The organism is Aquimarina sediminis, from assembly GCF_002895435.1.
Classification (GTDB): domain Bacteria; phylum Bacteroidota; class Bacteroidia; order Flavobacteriales; family Flavobacteriaceae; genus Aquimarina; species Aquimarina sediminis.
Genome location: NZ_POYJ01000005.1, coordinates 212,042 through 233,904 on the forward strand (window position 1 = coordinate 212,042; position 21,863 = coordinate 233,904).

Annotated in this window: 25 protein-coding genes; all 25 read left to right on the forward strand. The window is 31.9% G+C overall.

The annotated features are described in order from the left end of the window. The first annotated feature begins 102 nt into the window (after positions 1-102). The 25 genes from C1X07_RS13450 to C1X07_RS13570 all read left to right on the forward strand — a co-directional run bounded on the left by C1X07_RS13450 (position 103) and on the right by C1X07_RS13570 (position 21,589). The gene (locus tag C1X07_RS13450) at positions 103-1,581 is read left to right on the forward strand and encodes a catalase (protein WP_241507257.1); all 1,479 of its coding nucleotides are present in this window, start codon (positions 103-105) and stop codon (positions 1,579-1,581) included. A gap of 15 nt (positions 1,582-1,596) precedes the next feature. Further along, the gene (locus C1X07_RS13455; protein WP_103070546.1) at positions 1,597-2,058 is read left to right on the forward strand and encodes an ankyrin repeat domain-containing protein; all 462 of its coding nucleotides are present in this window, start codon (positions 1,597-1,599) and stop codon (positions 2,056-2,058) included. Between the two features lie 189 nt (positions 2,059-2,247). Further along, positions 2,248-2,997 carry a hypothetical protein gene (locus tag C1X07_RS13460; RefSeq protein ID WP_164914162.1) on the forward strand — a complete coding sequence of 250 codons (750 nt, stop codon included), beginning with the start codon at positions 2,248-2,250 and terminating at the stop codon, positions 2,995-2,997. 31 nt (positions 2,998-3,028) lie between these two features. Further along, positions 3,029-3,262: a thioredoxin family protein gene (locus C1X07_RS13465; RefSeq protein WP_103070548.1), complete on the forward strand. Its 234-nt coding sequence runs from the start codon at positions 3,029-3,031 to the stop codon at positions 3,260-3,262. Positions 3,263-3,341: 79 nt separating this feature from the next. Beyond that, positions 3,342-3,602: a DUF2024 family protein gene (locus tag C1X07_RS13470; RefSeq protein WP_103070549.1), complete on the forward strand. Its 261-nt coding sequence runs from the start codon at positions 3,342-3,344 to the stop codon at positions 3,600-3,602. 20 nt (positions 3,603-3,622) lie between these two features. After that, a complete protein-coding gene (locus C1X07_RS13475) occupies positions 3,623-3,856 on the forward strand; it encodes a hexameric tyrosine-coordinated heme protein (RefSeq protein ID WP_103070550.1) in 234 nt (77 codons plus the stop codon). Between the two features lie 4 nt (positions 3,857-3,860). Continuing rightward, positions 3,861-4,481 carry a hypothetical protein gene (locus tag C1X07_RS13480; protein ID WP_103070551.1) on the forward strand — a complete coding sequence of 207 codons (621 nt, stop codon included), beginning with the start codon at positions 3,861-3,863 and terminating at the stop codon, positions 4,479-4,481. 38 nt (positions 4,482-4,519) lie between these two features. Continuing rightward, positions 4,520-5,092, forward strand: a complete 573-nt coding sequence (locus C1X07_RS13485) for a MarR family winged helix-turn-helix transcriptional regulator (protein WP_103070552.1) — start codon at positions 4,520-4,522, stop codon at positions 5,090-5,092. A 263-nt stretch (positions 5,093-5,355) separates the two neighbouring features. Further along, entirely contained in the window at positions 5,356-6,099 is a 744-nt protein-coding gene (locus C1X07_RS13490) for an AAA family ATPase (RefSeq protein WP_103070553.1), read from the forward strand. Next, positions 6,083-6,817 (forward strand): YggS family pyridoxal phosphate-dependent enzyme, encoded by a 735-nt coding sequence (locus C1X07_RS13495; RefSeq protein ID WP_103070554.1) that lies wholly within the window; start codon positions 6,083-6,085, stop codon positions 6,815-6,817. Before C1X07_RS13490 ends, C1X07_RS13495 begins: the two co-directional genes overlap by 17 nt. 100 nt (positions 6,818-6,917) lie before the next feature. Beyond that, entirely contained in the window at positions 6,918-7,811 is an 894-nt protein-coding gene (locus C1X07_RS13500) for a MerR family transcriptional regulator (protein WP_103070646.1), read from the forward strand. Between the two features lie 55 nt (positions 7,812-7,866). Continuing rightward, positions 7,867-9,330 (forward strand): phytoene desaturase family protein, encoded by a 1,464-nt coding sequence (locus C1X07_RS13505; protein WP_103070555.1) that lies wholly within the window; start codon positions 7,867-7,869, stop codon positions 9,328-9,330. 1 nt (position 9,331) lies between these two features. Further along, positions 9,332-10,174 (forward strand): phytoene/squalene synthase family protein, encoded by an 843-nt coding sequence (locus tag C1X07_RS13510; protein ID WP_103070556.1) that lies wholly within the window; start codon positions 9,332-9,334, stop codon positions 10,172-10,174. Beyond that, positions 10,174-10,614: a hypothetical protein gene (locus C1X07_RS13515; protein WP_103070557.1), complete on the forward strand. Its 441-nt coding sequence runs from the start codon at positions 10,174-10,176 to the stop codon at positions 10,612-10,614. The genes C1X07_RS13510 and C1X07_RS13515 overlap by 1 nt, the downstream gene beginning before the upstream one ends. Continuing rightward, positions 10,611-11,063, forward strand: a complete 453-nt coding sequence (locus tag C1X07_RS13520; RefSeq protein ID WP_103070558.1) for a sterol desaturase family protein — start codon at positions 10,611-10,613, stop codon at positions 11,061-11,063. The genes C1X07_RS13515 and C1X07_RS13520 overlap by 4 nt, the downstream gene beginning before the upstream one ends. Next, positions 11,063-11,761 (forward strand): lycopene cyclase domain-containing protein, encoded by a 699-nt coding sequence (locus C1X07_RS13525; RefSeq protein WP_103070559.1) that lies wholly within the window; start codon positions 11,063-11,065, stop codon positions 11,759-11,761. The genes C1X07_RS13520 and C1X07_RS13525 overlap by 1 nt, the downstream gene beginning before the upstream one ends. Continuing rightward, entirely contained in the window at positions 11,751-12,224 is a 474-nt protein-coding gene (locus C1X07_RS13530; RefSeq protein ID WP_103070560.1) for a TspO/MBR family protein, read from the forward strand. The genes C1X07_RS13525 and C1X07_RS13530 overlap by 11 nt, the downstream gene beginning before the upstream one ends. A 74-nt stretch (positions 12,225-12,298) precedes the next feature. Beyond that, entirely contained in the window at positions 12,299-13,711 is a 1,413-nt protein-coding gene (locus C1X07_RS13535) for an SDR family oxidoreductase (protein ID WP_103070561.1), read from the forward strand. Positions 13,712-13,865: 154 nt separating this feature from the next. After that, entirely contained in the window at positions 13,866-14,348 is a 483-nt protein-coding gene (locus C1X07_RS13540) for a glutathione peroxidase (protein WP_103070562.1), read from the forward strand. A 1-nt stretch (position 14,349) separates the two neighbouring features. Then, on the forward strand, positions 14,350-14,832 hold the full coding sequence (locus tag C1X07_RS13545; protein WP_103070563.1) for an SRPBCC family protein: 483 nt from the start codon (positions 14,350-14,352) through the stop codon (positions 14,830-14,832). Beyond that, positions 14,825-16,111 carry a cryptochrome/photolyase family protein gene (locus C1X07_RS13550; protein ID WP_103070564.1) on the forward strand — a complete coding sequence of 429 codons (1,287 nt, stop codon included), beginning with the start codon at positions 14,825-14,827 and terminating at the stop codon, positions 16,109-16,111. Before C1X07_RS13545 ends, C1X07_RS13550 begins: the two co-directional genes overlap by 8 nt. A gap of 140 nt (positions 16,112-16,251) precedes the next feature. Next, positions 16,252-17,070, forward strand: a complete 819-nt coding sequence (locus C1X07_RS13555) for a helix-turn-helix domain-containing protein (protein ID WP_103070565.1) — start codon at positions 16,252-16,254, stop codon at positions 17,068-17,070. Positions 17,071-17,248: 178 nt separating this feature from the next. Beyond that, positions 17,249-17,749 (forward strand): peptidase associated/transthyretin-like domain-containing protein, encoded by a 501-nt coding sequence (locus C1X07_RS13560; RefSeq protein WP_103070566.1) that lies wholly within the window; start codon positions 17,249-17,251, stop codon positions 17,747-17,749. A 114-nt stretch (positions 17,750-17,863) separates the two neighbouring features. Continuing rightward, entirely contained in the window at positions 17,864-18,274 is a 411-nt protein-coding gene (locus C1X07_RS13565; protein ID WP_103070567.1) for a hypothetical protein, read from the forward strand. Positions 18,275-18,784: 510 nt separating this feature from the next. Further along, the gene (locus C1X07_RS13570) at positions 18,785-21,589 is read left to right on the forward strand and encodes a bifunctional aconitate hydratase 2/2-methylisocitrate dehydratase (protein WP_103070568.1); all 2,805 of its coding nucleotides are present in this window, start codon (positions 18,785-18,787) and stop codon (positions 21,587-21,589) included. Positions 21,590-21,863: the final 274 nt, after the last annotated feature.

A 21,863-nucleotide genomic window follows, 5' to 3' on the forward strand; every position in this document is an offset into this window, starting at 1 on the left:
ATAAGTAATAAATATAACTCCTACAGAGTCTTGAAAAAGGCAGGGGCTGGGAGACTAATTTCTAAATTTGAAATGAAAAAATCGATTATAATCTGCGCATTCATGGCAATGTCAATATTGACTTTTGCCCAAGAAACAAGTGACAACAACATGACCTCAAGCGGAGGAACGCCTTTAAACGGAGATAAGGAATCTTTAACTGTCGGAAAAACAGGTCCCGTTTTGCTAGAAGATGTGCATCTGATAGAAAAACTACAACACTTTAGTAGAGAGAGGATACCTGAGAGAGTAATGCACCCAAGAGGTACGGGAGCACAGGGATATTTTATAACTACAAAAAATATTGATGAGTTAACAAAAGCCAAAATATTTTCGGAAGTAAATAAAAAAACACCTGTACTAGTTAGGTTTTCTAGTGTTATTCATTCTAAAGGATCCCCAGAAACAGCTAGAGACCCTAGAGGGTTTGCTATTAAGTTTTATACAGAAGAAGGAAATTGGGATCTAGTAGGGAATCATATACCTACATTTTTTATTAGAGATGCCATTAAATTCCCTGATTTTACCCATGCAAATAAACCTTCGCCTATAACGAATTTGCAAGATGAAAATCGCATATTCGATTATTTTTCTCTAACTCCCGAAGCTACTCAGACACTTACATGGCTGTTTTCTGATAATGGGACTCCTAAATCATATCGAGAAATGGACGGTTTTGGAGTAAATACCTTCAAGTTTATAAATGATAAGGGAGATATTCATTGGGTGAAATTTCATTTTAAATCTCATCAAGGAATTAAAAACCTATCGGCAGATGAACTGGTAAAGGTGCAAGGAAAAGATTTTAATCATATGACTCGTGATTTATATGAAAATATTGCCAAAGGGAATTTTCCTAAATGGGATTTAATGGTCAAAGTAATTCCAAACAAGGATATCAATAAGTATGACTTTAATATTTTTGATGATACCAAGCAGTGGTTTGATGTAGAAGAATTTAAGGTAGGGACTTTGGTCTTGGATCGTATTCCTCCAAACTTTTTTCAGTATACAGAAAGTGCCGCTTTTGCTCCTTCTCGAGTAGTGCCAGGGATAGGATTCTCTCCTGATAAAATGCTTCAGGGAAGAAACTTCTCTTATGCCGATGCGCAAATGTATCGCCTGGGTAAAAATCATCAATTGTTACCTGCAAATAGGCCACTAGTTAAAGTGAAAAATTATCATATTGATGGTTCTATGAATTTTGAAGAAAGAACTGGTGATATCAACTATTTTCCAAGCCACAAAAGTAAATTAACAACCACATTTAAGGCAGAAGATAAAAGGCTAATCCAAGGGTATATGGTGAGAGAAGAAATTCAAAGACCAAGAGATTTTTATCAAGCTGGAATTTTGTATAGAGGATATACAAAATCAGAAAAAGACAATCTCATAAAGAATTGGGTTAGTGCTTTGATCAAAGTAAAAGATATCAATGTACAAGCAAAAATGGTGAGCTTTTTATATAAAGCAGATAAGGATTATGGTATGCGTGTAGGTAATGGACTTAAACTGTCTAAAGAAATGTATAGTAAACAATAAGTATAGAATTGAGAGATGAGAAATAATATCAAATATAAACAGTGGGGCATAGTTGCTATTTTAATGTGTACAACATGTATTCAAATCACAAGAGCTCAAAGCGAGTTGACAGTGCAACAAGAATTAGAAAAATCTTTTTTTCATGGAGCAAGAGTAGCGGATATGGAGTTGTTAAAAAAGTTTATTGATTCGGGAGTAGATATAAACTATCAAGGAGAGAATGGTTATACTGGGTTAATGATAGCTGCATATAATGGACAGAGAGAAGTTGTTGAGTTTTTCTTGGCTAAAGGAGCGGATCTATGCTTAAAAGATAAAAGAGGAAATACTGCGCTAATGGGAGCTATTGTGGCAGCAGAAGACAAAATCTCTGAGATTTTAATCAAAAGGGAAGAGTGCGATGACGCAACTAATATTAGGGCTTTGGAATTTGCAACTCGTTTTAATAGAAAAAAGATAATACCCCTTTTGCAATAACAAAAATAGTTGTCTTGGATTATTGGAACCAGGGTAATGCGTGATTTTTATTTCCTGATGCTTGAAAAGCGGGGATCTCTTTGTAGAGATTCTCGCTTTTTTATGTTAAACAAGTGTTAAATATATGGTTTGATTTTATATAGTTAGGAATCCTAATTATATTTGAATTCAAATTATAAAAATATGAAAATGAAAAACTATCTATTACTACTTTTATTGATATCTACGGTTGTTTCTTGTAAAGCGCAGGTTAAGACAAATGAAGATCCATCATTTAAATCTTCTGATGATTTAAAGATTACTGCTGCAAAAGTTACATATGATGAGGATCTTGAGCATCATATTTTTGAGATTCAGGTTAAAGGAAAAGCTGGTGAAAATAAACCTACGGCGGTAGGTAGTGTTGATGGTGCTCCAGTATTGGGCTATGTATTTCCAACAAGTTTGAAATCGACTGATGTTGGCTTTTCTAAAACGGAGGGAATAGTAGCTTTAGCTTTGACTTCACATCCAGATTTTGACGATACACCGCTATGGGATGAAGATTTTGATTTTAACTATGCCAATGATGGTATCATATGGCATCCACATTGGGTTGTTTTGGTCAAAGATGAAAGAGTGCCTGGTGGACTAAGTGTAAAAACTTTTGATACAGAGAATAAAACAGTAAGGCTTCCTGCTACCAATCCAGGAATGCCAATGTATATGGATTCACCTGGATATAATGTGATTACTAAAGGAAATACTATTAAAACAGTAGTCCCAAAATTCAGAATGAATAATATAACAGATTTTTCTTTTGATGGTGTTGCCGCTTATATGGAAGTAAATACAAAGTGGAAAGAGAAAAATATGCCAATGCTAGGAGTGTATGCTGTATACAGTGTAGCATCTGGAGATTTATCTCTTCCATACAAAGTGAAAAAGATCAATTATTAATAAATGTAAACCCTTAAAATTAATTAAAATCATGAGTAAATCAATTTTCTATCACGCAGGATGTTCAGTTTGTACCAGTGCAGAGCATGATATTATAAACCTACTAGGAAACGAAAACGTAGAAATAGTTAATATCGGTGAGGTTAGAGATCGTATTGGAGAGGCTGAAAATGCGGGAGTTAAATCTGTACCGGCACTTCTTACTCCAAATGGCAATGTATTACACCTTAATTTTGGAGCATCTATGGCAGATGTAAAAGGCTAAACTAAGTTTAAACATTATTGTTATGTAGGCGGTGTTAGTGCTACACCGCTTACTTTTTTAAACAAAAACACAAAAAAATATGAAAGTCTTAGTTTACGATACTTATGTACCAAAAGAAAAAGATAACACAATGCATTTCGATATTCTTGTTAAAGACAATACTTCTCTAGAACAAGTATATGCATATGGTAAAAAATATTTGACTCAAAAAGGAATTTCAAACTTTAAATTAACAACCAAAGAATGTAACTTTTGTCATATGGAGACAGCTCCGGTACAAGTGGAAAAGGAAATAATAGAAAAAGGGTTTTACATCATAGAAATGGAAAATTGTAATTAACTCCTTAAAAAACAAATGTGATGAATCAAGAAATTTGGCTAAATAGTTTGCAGACCAAAACACCACAAGAAGGTTTTGAACTGGCTATAAAATTATCTCGAATGGGGGTTAAGTATACACAACCTAATGTTGATGTATTAAAAGAATTAAGAGGAGATTATGCAAATAGTGCCAATGGATTAACGGCAGCATCACAAGTGATAGCTTTGCATTTTAAAACAGTATCTGCGGCGAACAATTATTGGAAAAAATAAAGTTTTGAAAAAATTAGATTTAAATTTTGACCAGATTCTGCAAGGAGAGTTTAATTTGAGAAAATTAAATTTCCTTTTTGTTTTTCAGGTGAATTGCCCTGGCTGTTTTTTGTATGGAATCCCATTAGTAAATGAGTTATATAAAAAATTCAATAAAGACATCTCCTTTTTAGGGCTTTCTACTGCTTTTGAAGATTTTGATTATAATAATGCAACAAATACTAATCTATTAATCAATACCCGAGAAGTAGTAGGAGAAACCAAAAAAGCTATGATTGAGCAAGGTTTTAATCACTATCCTAATAGTATAGATTTTCCTGTAGCAATGGATAAAACCGCTGATCAATCATTTGATTTTTCTATAGCGGCAGCCAAAATTTGTAAAACAAATCCAAATTATAAGATTTGGCCAGAGTTTGAACAACGTGCACTTTTTAATAAAGTAATTGCCTATCTAAAATCACAAGAAAGAATTGCGTTAACATTTACGTTGAATCAGTTAAAAGGAACGCCTTCTATACTTGTTTTTAATGATAGTTACGAAATTTTGTTTGAACAGTTCGGCCATGTTGAGTTTAACATGATCACAGCCAAGTTAAAAAGCCTTATTGATACATTTGGTTAGGATTGTTAACTTTGAACAAATAATAATAAATAATTTGTATGGATTTAAATTCAAAGATTACTGTTGGTTTGAGTAGACTTTCAGAAGTATTTAAGGTACTACTCTGGGAGCAAGCCAAAAAACTGAAATTAAGTCCAATTCAAATACAGATTCTTAATTTTATAGCTTATCACAAACAAGAATTATGTAGTGTAAGCTATTTGGCAAAAGAGTTTAATGTAACAAAACCAACAATTAGTGATGCAATACGTATACTGGTAAAAAAAGATTTATTAATAAAAGATAATTCTTCTGAAGATAATAGAAGTTATACGTTGATGTTGTCTCTTAAAGGAAAAAAGATAGTTAGTGAAACAGAAAATTTTACTGACCCCATAAAGGAACAATTGGCTAAAGTTGAAGAAGAAGACCTGAAATCTGTGTATAAAACACTAACTAAATTAATTTATCAATTAAATCGTATCGGAGTTCTTACTGTGCAAAGAACATGTTTTGGGTGCACATTTTATGAGGCTAAAAAGAAGGGACATTATTGTAACCTGTTAAAGGCAGAGCTTTTGGATGTTGAAATACGGTTAGATTGCCCTGAATATGAAGAAGCTAATCCATAATAGCGTTAAATAGTAGTACTACAAAATGATTGTTTCTAGATTACTTTTTTCTTAAACAACCCCCTTTTTTGAAGTTGCTTAGGAAGTAGTTGATTTATGTAATTATCTCAATTCTAGTAATGGTAATAGACTACTACGTTATTTTACCTATAAAAACAATCTAGTCGTAGTCGATTTATTTAAGAGATATATCTAAACTCCATTACATAATTTGCTAAAATAAGAGTAATAAAAACAAAACTTTAAGTTATAAAGTTATATCAATGACATATAATACTACTTTTTTTGAGAGTACCGAAAAATATCGTTTGAACGATGTTTTTGCTGATGACAAAATATCTACTCAACTTGCTCTTTTTCTAAAAGAGTACAACCAAAGAGAATTACTGGATAAGTATAATTTGCCAGTAAGCCGTAAATTATTGTTTTTTGGACCTAGTGGATGTGGTAAAACTTTTGCAGCCCAGGCTTTAGCTTCAGAATTAGACAGAAAATTAATTACTGTAAATCTGACGTCAATTGTTTCTGCAAAACTTGGGCAGACTGCTCAAAATTTATCCAACCTTTTCCAAAAAGCGAAAATCTCTAAATCAATATTATTTCTAGATGAATTTGATTCGCTTGCTACCATTCGAGAAAGAGATAGTAAAGAATCAGGAGAAATGAGAAGAGTTGCAAATGCCATAATACAACTTATAGATAAGCTAGATAAAAACATTCTGCTAATAGCAGCTACCAACCAATTACAGTTAATTGATCATGCATTAATTAGGCGTTTTGAACATAAGGTAGAATTTACATTACCTACTAATGACTTACTAGATCGATACTATGAGAACCAATTATCTAATTATCCTTCACGCTTTCAGGATATAAAGAGATCTTACCAAATATCATATGCTGAGGCAAAAGTAAAAGTTATAAATGAAGTGAAGAAAATGGTACTAGATGAAGGAGAGAAAATCAATAGCATAAAAAACACAAATATTAATGAAGAATCTCATTAAAGAAAACCTCAGTATTCTAGAAAATCGGATAAAATCAGCTTGTCTTTATTCTGAGCGAGATCCGAAAGAAGTAAAAGTGTTATTATCGACAAAAACAGTTGAGGTAGAAAGAATACAGCTTGCTGTGGATGCAGGATATTCACTAATTGGCGAAAACAAAGTCAAAGAAGCAGAAGGGAAATTTGAAGTATTAAAACCTCAAAACTGTATTTGGCATATGATAGGTCACCTACAGACTAATAAAGTTAAATATGTGCTAAAATATGCCGACCTTATACAATCTATAGACCGAATGAGGCTTGTAGAAAAACTACAAAATCGCTGTGAATACGATAACCGGAATATTGATATCTTTATACAAGTTAATACCTCTTATGAACATAGTAAGTTTGGTATTCCACCAGAAAAGGCTTTAGAATTTATAAAACAAGTTTCAAAATACCCGAGACTGCATATCAAAGGGTTGATGACTATTGGGGTACTTTCTTCAAAGAATGATAAAGTTAGAGATTGTTTTAAACGTTTAAAAGAAATTCAATTGAAAGCTTTAGAGTTACAACTACCTAATTCAAGTTTCAATGAACTTTCTATGGGAATGTCTAACGATTTAGAATTAGCAATTGCAGAGGGTAGTACAATGATACGAGTGGGTACTGCAATTTTCGGAAAAAGACCATATCCCGACAGTTATTATTGGAATGAAGTTAATAAAGAATAGAAACCTGTCTATAAGACCTTGATAAGGATCAAAAAATCCGACAATAACTCTTTTGTAATTACTTAAAGCTTTATATTTGTTTAACAAAATAAGTAATAAGTTGAACAATGTAAAGACCTTTTTCACGATAAAAGATCTTGAGAATATTTCAGGAATAAAAGCACATACTATTCGTATTTGGGAAAAAAGGTATGCTTTATTGTCTCCTCAAAGATCGGATACAAATATTAGGTATTATTCTTTAGAGAGTTTGCAAAAGTTGTTAAACATTGTTTTATTAAAAAAGAATAAATACAAGATATCAAAAATAGCAGAAATGTCTCATGAGACTATTTTGGTATACGCAAGAGAACTAGCCTATAAAATAGCTATAAATGATGATGCTATTAATTCTCTAAAATTGGCCATGTTTCAATTTGATAAGGTCTTGTTTAATAATACTTATAACAAATTATTACAAAAAAAAACATTTAGAGAGGTTTTTAAAGATGTGTTTATTCCTTTTTTGAATCATATCGGTTTGTTATGGCAAACAGATTCTTTATCTCCTGCTCATGAGCATTTTATGTCTAGTTTGATTGCGCAAAAAATTCAAATTAATACTGAGAAACTTGAATATTTTACTGCCAATTTGGATACTACTTATGTGCTCTTTTTACCAGAAAATGAAATACATGAATTAGGTCTAATGTATTTAAACTATGAATTGGTTTTAAGAGGGTATAGGACTATCTATTTAGGACAAAGTCTGCCGTTGAATAATCTTAATTATTTTATAGAAAGTGATACTAAAGTTTACTTCTTCACTGCATTGACTGTTCAACCATATGATGATAAAATTGTTGAATTTTTTCAAAAAATTGAAGATATGCTCAAAGAAACTAAGCATAGTTTTGTGGCTGTTGGGAGAAAAGCTATGCAGGTAAAAAACATGGAGTTTTTAGCGGATATTTCAGTGTGCTCGTCTATGGAAAAATTAATTGATAAATTATAGGCTCTGGCTTTAGATTTTTATTTTGTTTAATCTTTTGTTATATTTGTTAAACATTATGAAGAAAACAATATATGTAATAGGCTCCGGTTTTTCCTCTTTGTCGGCTTCATGTTATTTGGCAAAGTCAGGTTTCAAAGTCGTTGTTTTAGAAAAAAACTCAACGCTAGGTGGTCGTGCAAGGCAGTTATTAAGAGATGGATTTACATTTGATATTGGTCCTACATGGTATTGGATGCCAGATGTTTTTGAGAAATTTTTTGCTGATTTCGGAAAAAAACCATCTGATTATTATATCTTAGAAAGGTTGAATCCTGCTTACCAAGTGTATTTTGATAAGGAAGATTCGATAACTATTCCAGGAAGTCTGAAAGATATTTATCAAGTTTTTGAAGCAGAGGAAAAAGGAAGTTCTATCCATTTAGATACTTTTTTGAAATCAGCAGAATATAATTACGATGTGTCTATAAATGACTTAGTGTATAAACCTGGAGCTTCGCCATTAGAATTGATTACTCCTGTTACAATTGGAAAAATCACTCAGTTTTTTTCCACAATACGCAAACAGGTAAGAAAGAAGATAAAAAGTAAAAAGTTGATTCAGATACTAGAATTTCCAGTTTTGTTTTTAGGAGCTAAGCCATCTAATACACCTGCGTTTTATAACTTTATGAATTATGCCGATTTTGGTTTAGGAACATGGCACCCAAAAGGGGGGATGTATAAGGTGATTGAAGCTATGGTTTCATTAGCAACTAGCTTGGGAGTTGAATTTAAAACGAATTCAAATGTCGAAAAAATCATGGTAAATCCTGTTGGAGAAGCTTGTGGACTGGTAGTAAATGGTGATTCTTTTCCTGCAGATATTATATTAAGTGGAGCAGATTATCATCATACAGAAAAGTTACTTCCTAAAAAATTTAGACAGTATTCTGAGAAGTATTGGAGCAAAAAAGTTTTTGCCCCATCGTCATTATTGTTTTATGTTGGTTTTAATAAAAAAGTGAAAGACGTATGTCATCATACTTTGTTTTTTGATACAGATTTTGATAAACATGCAAAAACCATTTATGATTCACCAAGTTGGCCAGAAAAACCATTGTTCTACGCTAGTTTTCCTTCTATTACGGATGATTCTTTTGCCCCTAGTAATAAGGAATCTGCGACTTTTTTAATTCCTTTGGCACCTGGTATTGAAGATACTCCCGAAATAAGAGAGCACTATTTTAGTGTAATTATTGAAAGGTTGGAAAAACTAACTAATCAATCTTTAAAAGAAAGCATCTTGTTTAAAGAAAGCTTTTGTGTAAACGATTTCATAAAAGATTATAATTCTTATAAGGGTAATGCATATGGTTTGGCAAATATTTTAACACAAACCGCCTTTTTAAGACCAAAAATAAAAAGTAACAAAGTCAAAAACATGTTTTTTACTGGGCAATTAACTGTACCAGGACCAGGTGTACCCCCTTCATTGATATCGGGTAAAATAGCTTCAGATTTAATCTTAAAATATAACTAGTATGAAATATTTGTTTGATGAGGTGTCTTATTCATGTAGTAAACTAGTAACTCGTAAATATAGTACATCTTTTTCATTAGCAACTAAAATGCTATCTCCAAAGATTCGTTCAGAAATATATAATATTTATGGTTTTGTACGTTTTGCCGATGAAATTGTGGATTCTTTTCATGGATATGAAAAAGAACTGTTGTTAAACAATTTTGAAAAAGAGTATTATGAATCCAAAAAATTGGGAATCAGCTTAAATCCAATTATAAACTCGTTTATCTCTACTGTTAGTAAATATGATATTACAGATGATCTGGTGCAGGCTTTTTTAAAAAGTATGAGGGCAGATTTATATAAAACAGAATATAAAACAGAAGAAGAATATAAAGAATATATTTATGGCTCTGCAGATGTCGTGGGCCTAATGTGCTTAAAGGTTTTTGTAAAAGGAAACCAACAAAAATATGAAGAGTTAAAAGAAGCAGCTATGCGATTAGGTTCTGCGTTTCAAAAAGTTAATTTTTTACGTGATTTAAAAGATGATATGCAAACATTACATCGATCTTATTTTCCGAATGTAAATTTAAAAGAACTAAATCAAAATTCGAAGGCGGCAATTATTAAGGAGATAGAGAAAGATTTTGAATGTGCTTTTGAACATGGGATTTTGAGATTGCCAGTAGAGGCTAAGTTTGGAGTTTATGTAGCCTATCGTTATTATAAAAGATTACTTAAAAAATTAAAAAAAGTACCTTCTTCTGAAATTATGGAAACTCGTGTTCGAATTTCTAATCCAATGAAAGTAAGTTTGTTAGCAAGAAGTTATGTTAAGTATAAACTCAATTTGATATAATGTTTAGTATCTTTATACAATTGCTTTTTGTTCTTAATAACTTTAATGCTGAAGTACCAGAATTTGTAAAAGACTACCATGAAATCTCTACAAGAGAAATGGAACTTACTTTTATAGAAAAGTATTCGAATTCTAATACGGTAAGTATAAAAGGGTATGTGATTTCGTTAAAAATGAAACAATCAAAATATAAGTTCTCACCATTGAGTAAACTTAAGATTTTTAAGAAAGAGAAAGAAAATTTAGAGTTGTTGATATTTAAAAACCCAAAGAATGTTCATTTAAGATACATTCGATTAGTTATTCAAGAGGAACTCCCTAGGATACTCAACTATTCTTCGGATATAAAAAAAGACAAAGAGTTTTTGAAAATGATTTTAGAAAAAAAAGATAGTACGGATTATTTAGATAGCTATATTTTAAAAAATACATCCTTATGATTTTAATATTTTTTGCAGTAGTAACTTTGGTGACCTTTATTATTATGGAAGGTGTTACATGGCTTACTCATAAATACGTGATGCATGGATTTGGTTGGTTTTTACATGAGGATCACCATCAGCCTGGATATCCGCATGTGTTTGAAAAAAACGATGCTTTTTTTGTGGTATTTGCAATACCTAGTATAGTATTATTTTATTTTGGAGTTAATCCCCAAATAAATTACTTGTTCTTTATTGGGTTAGGAATTCTTTTGTATGGTATAGCTTATTTTTTAGTACATGATGTATTAATTCATAGGCGATTTAAGTGGTTTCGAAATACTAATAGTAGGTATTTAAAGGGATTAAGAAAAGCGCATAAAATACATCACAAACATTTGGGTAAACCAGATGGAGAGTGTTTCGGTATGCTGTTTGTCCCTTTTAAATATTTCAAAAAAAGATAATGAATCAATATTTATATCTCATATTAAATTTGGGAAGTTTAAGTATTCCATTATTATATAGTGTATTCGAAAAAAAATTTCATTTTATACAGTATTTCAGGGCTTCTGTTTTAAGTATTGTTTTAATAGCAATCCCTTTTTTGATTTGGGATGCTTTTTTTACTAATATGGGAGTTTGGTATTTTAACTCAAAGTATCACTTACCCTTAAAAATACTCCAGATGCCTATAGAAGAATGGTTGTTTTTCTTTTGCATCCCTTATGCTTGCTTATTTACTTACGAAGTTTTAAAGTATTACTTACCAAGTTTTAAAGTATCAAAATCCATAACCAAGTTGATCAGCTTTTCTTTGCTCTTGCTCGCAGGCATATTATTGTTACTTAATTTTGGCAAATGGTATACCACGATAAACTTTCTACTTTTTTTAGTGGTGTTGGCGTATGGGGTAAAAGAACACCTAACAGTATTACAAACTTATTTTCCAGGATTTTTGATTATTCTTATTCCATTTTTTATAGTAAACGGTGTTCTTACAGGAAGCTTTATTGAGGAACCAGTAGTTTTGTATGACAACTCAGAGAATCTAGGGGTTAGAATGTTTACGATTCCACTCGAGGATGCTTTTTACCTTTTTAATATGTTATTTCCTGTTCAGTTACTATTTAATATTCTAAAAAAGAAGTACTATGAAAAGTAACAAAGCGTTTCGTTTTTTGGTTTTTATCTTTTTTAATTTTTTAGCACTTTGGGTTGGAGTGATAATTATGCAAAATGGTCCACGAACGGATTGGTATTTACAATTAAACAAAGCTCCTTGGACTCCGGCAAACTGGGTCTTTGGTACAGTATGGTCTACAATAATGATTCTTTTTTCATTCTATATGACCAAATTGAGCTTTCGATATGAATTTTTGGATAAGAAATTGGTTGGACTATATGGTTTTCAGTGGATCTTAAATGTAGGATGGAACTATACTTTTTTTAATAAACAACTTACGTTAGTAGGTCTTGTGGTTATTACTCTTTTGTGGTTGTTAATAGGTTATTTTACCACTAAGCATATCAAACGGCTTCAGTTTTATACATTGTTGATCATACCATATTTGGTATGGATGACTATTGCCACTAGTTTAAACGCATATATTGTTTTTAATAATTAAATCTAATGATTAGTGACTTATAACCATAAAGTCAATAACTGTTTTTCTTATCAAAGACCTAAATAAATTGAGAGATGAATATTCTTGTAACAGGAACAACTGGTTATATTGCCAAACGATTAATTCCAATTTTATTGGAAAAAAAACACTTGTTGACGTGTTGTGTTCGCGATAAGAATAGAATTCCGGAAGAATTTAAAAACAGTCCTGAAATTGATTTTTTAGAAATTGATTTTTTAGAACAACAAAGCCAACTTCCTTCAGATATTGATGTTGCTTACTATTTAATCCATTCCATGTCCACTAGTAGTACAGATTTTGGTAGTTTAGAAAGCACATGCGCACATAATTTTAAAGAGTTAATTGGTCGGACAAGATGTAAACAAGTAATTTATTTGAGCGGAATAGTAAATGACACCTCTCTTTCTAAACATTTACAGTCTAGGCACAGAGTGGAGAAAATTTTGCAATCTTCTAAGTACACCGTAACTACTTTTAGAGCTGGAATTATTGTAGGAAGTGGCAGTGCTTCATTTGAAATTATAAGAGATTTGGTAGAAAAACTACCAGTTATGATTACTCCAAAATGGTTGAATACCAAAACACAACCGATTGCTATACGAGATGTTTTGACGTATTTAACAGAAGCTATACATAAAGTAGAGCTCTATAACGGGGCATTCGATATTTATGGACCAGAAGTGTTAACATATAAACAGATGCTATTAAAATTTGCAGAGGTGAGGGGGTTTAAAAGAATCATTATAACCTTGCCAGTATTAACTCCAAGATTATCTTCATATTGGTTGTATTTTGTCACATCTACATCATTCAATTTGGCAAAATCATTGGTTGATAGCATGAAGATAGAAGTTATTGGGAAGGCAAGTAATATTAATAATGTTATACAAATTGAGCCGATAAAATATGAAGAGGCTGTTGAAAAATCGTTTTCTAAAATTGCTCAAAACTCAATAGTATCCAGTTGGAAAGACGCTATGGTCAGTGGTGTTTTTAAAACAGAGTATACAAAGTATATAGATATACCAAGTTATGGATGTTTTAAAGATGTAAGAAGTAAAAGTGTTAAAAGCGAAAAGCAAACACTAGCGAGGATCTGGAAAATTGGTGGTAAAACGGGTTGGTATAAATTTGATTTTTTATGGAAAATTAGAGGTTTTGTAGATCAAATTTTTGGAGGAGTAGGATTGCGCAGAGGAAGAAGACATGGTAGCGAATTAAGAACCGGGGATGCGATAGATTTTTGGAGAGTATTACTAGCAGATAAAGAGGAAAAGAGACTTCTTCTATTTGCAGAGATGAAACTGCCAGGAGAAGCTTGGCTTGAGTTTAGAATAGTAAAAAACAAATTGTACCAAAGAGCTATTTTTAGACCCAAAGGAATTGCAGGCAGAATATATTGGTATGCAGTTTTGCCTTTTCATGCTTTTGTTTTTAAAGGGATGATAAATGAATTGGTAAAATGATAATTATAGTAGTTGAAAAAAGAAAAAAATGATTCAAAAAGGGGATCATGTATAGTTTGCAATTTTGGTACATGGTATTTTTTAGATTGCTGTTAGTTAGAAGGTTAGAAAGTGAGGTGTTACTAATAACTAAAAATTATAGAATAAAAGGTTTATGGAGACTTTAAAAACATCGGTTTATGATATTAGTATTAAGGATATTTTGGGTAAACCAGTAGACTTAAGAACTTATAAAGGCATGAAGATTTTATTTGTAAACGTAGCATCAAAATGTGGTTTTACTAAACAATACAAAGGATTACAAGAGCTTTATAACACTTATAAAGATACATTAATGGTTGTAGCAGTCCCTTGTAATCAATTTGGAGGTCAAGAGCCTGCAAATGCTACAGAAATTAGAACTTTTTGTGAGCTAAATTATGGAGTTACGTTTTTAGTTACCGAAAAAATCAAGGTTAAGGGAGATGATCAACATGCTTTGTATCAATGGTTGACAAGAAAGAGGTTGAACGGGAAGTCGAATTCTTCAGTAAAATGGAATTTTCAAAAATATCTATTAGATGAAGAAGGGGAGCTTATTGATTATTTTTATTCGATTACAAGTCCAAAAAGCGCTAAGATAACCAGACATTTATAGTATGATTAGTTTTGAAAAACATTCAGGGATATATACCTTAAAAACAGAGCAGATTTTGAATGTACCTCGTGATAAGGCATGGGATTTTTTTAGTTCTGCCGAGAATTTACAGAAAATTACTCCTAAACATATGGGATTTGAAATTACTTCTTCTGTAGAAAGTAAAACCTATGCAGGACAAATAGTGACCTATAAAGTGGGGATTTTGCCTGGTATAAAGTCTAACTGGGTTACAGAAATAACACAAGTAAAGAATCAAGTATTTTTTATAGATGAACAACGTTTTGGACCATACAAAATGTGGCATCATGAGCATTGGTTTGAAGAACTGCCTGATTCTAAAACTTTGATGAAAGACAAAATTTCATACAAAATTCCATTTAGAATTTTAGGGCATTTGGCTCAGAGGATTTTTGTGAAAAAGCAATTAGAGACCATTTTTAAATACCGCCATTCAACTTTAGAAAAATTATTCAATGCGTAGTGAAGTTAGTGTTTTTTGGTTTCGAAGAGATTTGAGACTAGAAGATAATAAAGGATTATACAAAGCATTAAAATCTGGTAATAAAATTGTTCCCATTTTTATTTTCGATGATGAGATTTTAGATCAATTGCCTAAAGACGATGCCCGAGTATCTTTCATTTATGATACCCTGGAGAAGTTGTATAGAAAATTAAAAGGAATTGGTGTGCCACTATTTGTTAAAAGAGGAAATGTGCTAGATGTTTGGCAAAAGCTAATTTTAGATTTTAATGTTACTGCAGTATATACAAATAAGGATTATGAACCTTATGCAACCAAAAGAGATACTGAGATAAAAGCATTTTTAAAAGCAAACCATATCCAATTTTACTCCTATAAAGATCAGGTCGTTTTCGAAAAGAATGAGGTGTTAAAAAACAATGATTTACCATATACGGTCTTTACTCCATATAAGAATAAGTGGTTAAAAGCATTAAATAAAGAGGAAGACCTAAATGAATTTACGATTGATTTTTCTAATTTTTATAAATCTTCAGTAAGTTTTCCTTCATTAGAAGAACTGGGTTTTGAAAGAAGTAGGATTAAGGTAAAACCTTATAACCTATTGGATTTGGATAATTATGATGAAATTAGAGATTTTCCTGCTCTCGATAAAACATCCTATTTGTCACCTTATTTGCGCTTTGGTCTGGTAAGTATTCGTAAAACAGTACGATTTGCATTAAAAACAAATATTACATTTTTAAGCGAACTGATCTGGAGAGAATTTTTTATGCAAATTCTGTATCATTTTCCCAGAGTAGTTACGCAAAATTTCAAACAAAAATATGATGCCGTATCCTGGCGTAATGATAAAGAAGATTTTAAAAATTGGTGTGAGGGTAAAACTGGATATCCAATGATTGATGCAGGTATGCGAGAATTGAATACTACAGGGTATATGCATAATAGAGTACGTATGCTAGTAGCCGGATTCCTTTGTAAACATTTGTTGATTGATTGGCGTTGGGGAGAGGCTTATTTTGCTAAAAAGCTTTTGGATTTTGAACTAGCTTCTAATAATGGTAACTGGCAATGGGCTGCTGGTACAGGGTGTGATGCTGCTCCTTATTTTAGAATATTTAACCCAATGACACAAATACAAAAATTTGATAAAAATTTTGAATATATAAGCAAATGGGTTCCAGAATTTCAGGAGTTAACGTATCCAAAACCAATTGTAGATCATAAGTTTGCTAGAGAAAGGTGTTTAAAAGTTTATAGTAATGCCTTAAGTTAATGTATGATTAAACTTCTGGGTGTATTGAAACTAAAAATAAATAATGTTTAAGCACTTTTTAGGTTATAATTTATAATATTGATGAACCTTAGTTTTGTGTTTGGGTCTGATTAGAAAACATTGTTATAAATTGTATATTTATGATAGTGAATCATACTTCGGAATTATACATCAAAAAACATTGGGTTCTAGAAAACCCAGATAAAACACTTTTAAAAGGTGCAAACCATATGATTCCTGACGGTTGCTTAGAAGTAATGTTTGTAGAAAGAGGAGAAGTAATTATAAGTAATAGTCGGGATATAGAAAGATGCGCTCTGGGTATTTATGTAGCTTATCAGGTTTCTGATTTTGTAAACATAGCATTAAAGCCATTAACAAAAGTGCATTTTGTTAAGTTGTTCCCCTGGGTCAATGGTATAATTTCTAGTACTAGTTTTAAAAAAATAGCGAATAAGGTGGTACCGTTATCTCAGATAAATCAGACACTTTTTTTAAGATTGAGTAATTATAACTTAGCAGAAGAAATAGAAGTTACTGTCCGTAAACTCTGCCTTTTTATAACAGAAAATGTAAAGCTTTATAATGATTTTGATCTAATATACCAATCTTGTACAAAATTTTCATCTAAAGAGTCTGATTTTAAAAAATCTAAAAAGGAGATACTCTCTACTTTTAAAATATCATCCAAGACTTTGGAAAACAAGTTTAAACATACCATTGGATTATCACCCAAACAGTTTGAAATAGTTGTTCGTTTAAGAGCCGTTGCAGAAAAATTAAAGTATGAAAAAGATGATTGTTCCTTAACTTCAATAGCGCAAGAATTTAATTTTTTTGATCAAGCACATTTCATTAGAACGTTTAAATCTTTTTTTAAATTACCCCCTGGAGACATAGATCTTGATAAATATTTTATTTCTGACTCAAAAGAGCCTTTTCGTTATTATACAATTTAATGTCTTTCCTATCTAATAGATTTACCTTCTAATTAAGGTTACTACCCTGGCATAACGTCTAACTGATAGTGAAGTTAACTTAGTTTTTTGCGTGTTATGGGTAATTGGGATATCTACGGTCGGAATATGTTGAAAAAAGACTTAAAACAGGAGTAGACTTCATTCTAAATCAAAATTAATGCAAGGTAAAATTACATCAATCTTTATGGCGAGCACTATACTATTTGCAACGAGTTGTGCAAGTATTGTTAGCAAATCCAACTATCCAATTTCTATTAATAGTACACCTTCTGAGGCAAGAATCATTATTACAGATAAAAAAGGAGTAGAGGTTTATCAAGGTAATACCCCTGCAACACTACAGTTAAAAGCAGGAAATGGTTTTTTTTCTAAAGCAAAATACAAAGTGAAATTTGAAAAAGACGGGTATGATGTAAAAACAGTAGCTGTTCAATTTAAATTAGATGGGTGGTATTTTGGGAATATCCTTTTTGGAGGAATCATTGGTTTTTTGATTGTTGACCCCGCAACAGGAGCCATGTACAAACTTGATACAAAATTTTTGGATGAAACATTAACCCAATCTACAACCAGTATTCAAAAAGAAGAGTTAAAATTATATACAATAGATGAAATTCCGGTTGAATGGAAAAAACACTTGATTGTTGTAGCAGAATAGTAAAACATTATATAGTGTTAATCTCTTTAAAATGAGGTTGATACTTGTTATGATGTCAAACCCCTTTTGATTTAAAAATGATTATAGAAGATTATAATTTAATACCAATTTAGCATGAAAAAAATCAGTATTATTTTTAGTGTGATTTTATACGCTTTTGTAGTACCATACTTAGAAATTAACAGTACGCATGTTTTTAATCCTGATTGGACACCTCATGTCCGTATTCATGAAGTATGGCAGCTCATAACCAATACAGGAATTGGATTACTATGTATATGGCTTGTTGGGATAAAAAACGAAATCAAAACTCCTGCGATTTTAAGTATGTTGATTACTGGAGGGTTTTTGATAGCATTTTTCATCAAAGATCTTTATGGAGGTTCTATGAAATATCTGGATGGATCAGAAAAAACAATTATGGGGGTTAATATTGGACTTTTGGGTTTTGGAATTGCTTTTTTACTACTCACATTAACTTTAGCAAAACATTTACAGTCTTCTAATAGAAATCTGAAAAAGTAAGAAGGAATTTTAAACAACAACTGTAAAAACAGGTAAGAGGTCTAAAATCAAAAGACTGCCTGTGATTATATGTTTTATTAAGTTTTTGTGTTTTTTAGAGAGCTGTATTTTTTGTAATTTTTTTAAAGAGTTTTTGTTTTTAGATATGTTTTGGCAAAAATAAAATACGATCTAAACGTTTTGCTTTTTTATTAAACTTACTGAATAGTGTATAAATACGTTTTGATTTGTCTTTCTACATCATTCAAGATACGGGCTTTTTATGAGATATTGGTTAATAATTTAGTGTTGGACAAAATCCCAATCAGGCTATTACATTAATTTGATATTTTGCTTGTAGTTTTTCATAATGTAATAAATGAAGCCCAACTTTAATTAAGTTAGAATAGGAGATACTGCTATAAATTAAGAGAATTGTTTATTTTTGTTTTCTAGAGGGAACCTAGAAGGCTCTCTTTTGTTTTTTAAGAGAATTAAGAAATCTCCCTTTTACGTTAAAGAAAAAAATTTATGAGTAGATATAGTGAATACATTAAAGAAATTGAAGAAAGAAAAGGTGAAGGACTTCATCCAAAACCTATTGACGGTTCAGAATTGTTAAGCGAGATCATTGAGCAAATCAAAGACGTGGATAATAAAGATCGATCAGATTCTATTCATTTTTTCATTTATAATGTATTACCTGGAACTACAAGTGCTGCTGGTGTAAAAGCTAAATTTTTAAAAGAAATTATTCTTGGCAAAGCTATAGTAGAAGAAATATCTCCTTCATTTGCTTTTGAACAATTGTCACATATGAAAGGAGGTCCTTCTATTGATGTGCTTCTTGATCTTGCACTGGGCGATGATAAAGCCATTGCTAAAGATGCTGCCAAGGTTTTGAAAACACAAGTTTTCCTGTATGAAGCAGATATGGAACGTTTGGAAGTAGCTTATAAAAAAGGCAGTGAAATTGCCAAAGATATTATTGAAAGTTATGCCAAAGCAGAATTTTTTACTAAACTACCAGAGGTAGATGAAGAAATTAAAGTAGTTACTTTTATTGCTGGTGTAGGTGATGTTTCTACTGATTTGCTTTCGCCTGGTAGTGATGCTCACTCCAGATCTGATCGTGAGCTACACGGTAAATGTTTGTTTGAACATAATGAAGATCGACAAAAAGAGCTCTTAGCTTTACAAAAAGAACATCCTGATAAGACAGTTATGTTAATTGCAGAGAAAGGAACGATGGGAGTAGGTTCCTCGAGGATGTCGGGTGTAAATAATGTAGCACTTTGGGTCGGTAAACAGGCAAGTCCGTATATACCTTTTATTAATATAGCTCCAGTGGTTGCAGGTACCAATGGTATATCACCAATTTTTCTTACTACCGTTGGGGTGACAGGAGGTATTGGTTTAGACCTCAAAAACTGGGTGAAGAAATATGATGCTGATGGTAATCTTATAGTAGATGAAGAAGGAGAAGCTGTTCTTGAAGAAGCATACTCGGTCGAAACGGGTACAGTATTCACTATCAATACCAAAACAAAGAAGCTTTATAATGGTGATAAAGAATTGATTAATATTTCTTCTGCACTTACTCCTCAGAAAATGGAGTTTATGAGGGCTGGAGGATCTTATGCTATAGTATTTGGTAAAAAACTTCAGACATTTGCCGCAAAAACTCTAAATATAGATACTCCGCCAGTATTTGCGCCATCTAAAGAAGTTTCTCATGAGGGGCAAGGGCTTACAGCAGTGGAGAAAATATTTAATAAAAATGCGGTTGGAACTTCAGGAGCTACCTTACATGCAGGTTCCTATGTGCGGGTTGAGGTAAATATCGTAGGTTCTCAGGATACTACAGGACTTATGACTTCTCAAGAATTAGAAATGATGGCGGCTACTGTGATTTCACCTATAGTAGACGGTGGCTATCAGTCGGGTTGTCACACAGCCTCGGTATGGGATTATAAATCTCAGCAAAACATACCAAAGCTGATGAAGTTTATGAATGACTTTGGGCTTATTACTGCTCGTCATCCTGAACATAAATATCATCCAATGACCGATGTAATACATAAGGTACTTAATGATATTACTATTGATGATTGGGCTATTATTATCGGAGGTGATTCTCATACAAGAATGTCCAAAGGTGTTGCTTTTGGAGCAGATTCGGGAACAGTGGCACTAGCATTAGCTACAGGTGAAGCATCTATGCCTATTCCAGAATCAGTAAAAGTGACTTTTAAAGGAGAAATGAAAGATTATATGGATTTTCGTGATGTTGTCCATGCTACACAATCTCAGATGCTTAAGGAGTTTGGTGGAGAAAATGTATTCCAAGGTAGAATTATTGAAGTTCATATTGGAACACTACCTTCTGATCAAGCTTTTACTTTCACAGACTGGACAGCAGAAATGAAAGCAAAAGCTTCTATCTGTATTTCTCAAGATGATACCTTAATAGAATCTCTTGAGATAGCAAAAGGTAGAATTCAGATTATGATTGATAAAGGGATGGACAACGAGAAGCAGGTGCTTCAAGGATTAATTGATAAAGCCAATAAAAGAATCGATCAGATTAGATCTGGAGAAAAACCTGCATTAACACCAGATGATAATGCCGAATATTATGCAGAATTTGTAGTTGACTTGGATATCATTGATGAGCCTATGATCGCTGATCCTGATGTGCATAATGAAGATGTATCCAAGCGATATACTCATGATACTATTAGAGAGCTTACTTACTATGAAGGTAAGAAAAAGGTAGATTTGGGATTTGTTGGTTCTTGTATGGTTCATAAGGGTGACATCAAAATAGTGTCTAAGATGCTTAAGAACCTAGAAGAAAAATATGGCAAGGTTGAGTTTGGAGCTCCCTTGGTAGTGACAGCTCCTACCTATAATATTATTGATGAACTCAAGGAAGAAGGGGATTGGGAAATGCTTCAGAAGTATTCTGGTTTTGAGTTTGATGATTCGGCTCCTAAAGATACTGCTCGTACAGAATATGACAACATTCTGTATTTAGAGAGACCTGGGTGTAACCTATGTATGGGTAACCAAGAAAAGGCTGAAAAGGGAGATACTGTAATGGCAACTTCTACACGTCTATTTCAAGGTCGTGTTGTGGCAGATACTGATCGTAAGAAAGGGGAGTCGTTATTAGCTTCTACACCAGTTGTGGTTCTGTCTGCAGTTCTAGGAAGAACACCTACAATTGAAGAGTATAGAGTAGCGGTGAAAGGCATCAAATTAACTCAATTTGCTCCTCCGCTAAAGAAATTAACTTCTAACCAAGCGTCATCACATAAAATTTCCTATTAGTTTTTTGTCAGTTGATTGGGTGTGAGTTATGAATTAGAATTATTAGGTTTCAGTTGTTTGTTAGAATTTGAGTACTAAAATACAACAGTTATCTATCTAAACAAGGTTAATCTCAATAGTCTAATTGAAGAAATTGAGATTATGTAGTTAGAAAAGAATGACTGAAACCGATTGCTCTAAGAGATATCATTTTTATAGCTTTTTCATAATCAGAATCATCTTTTGTGTAAATCTTTAAGTGATTGTTTTTGATGTGATTATAGGTATTCCTTGT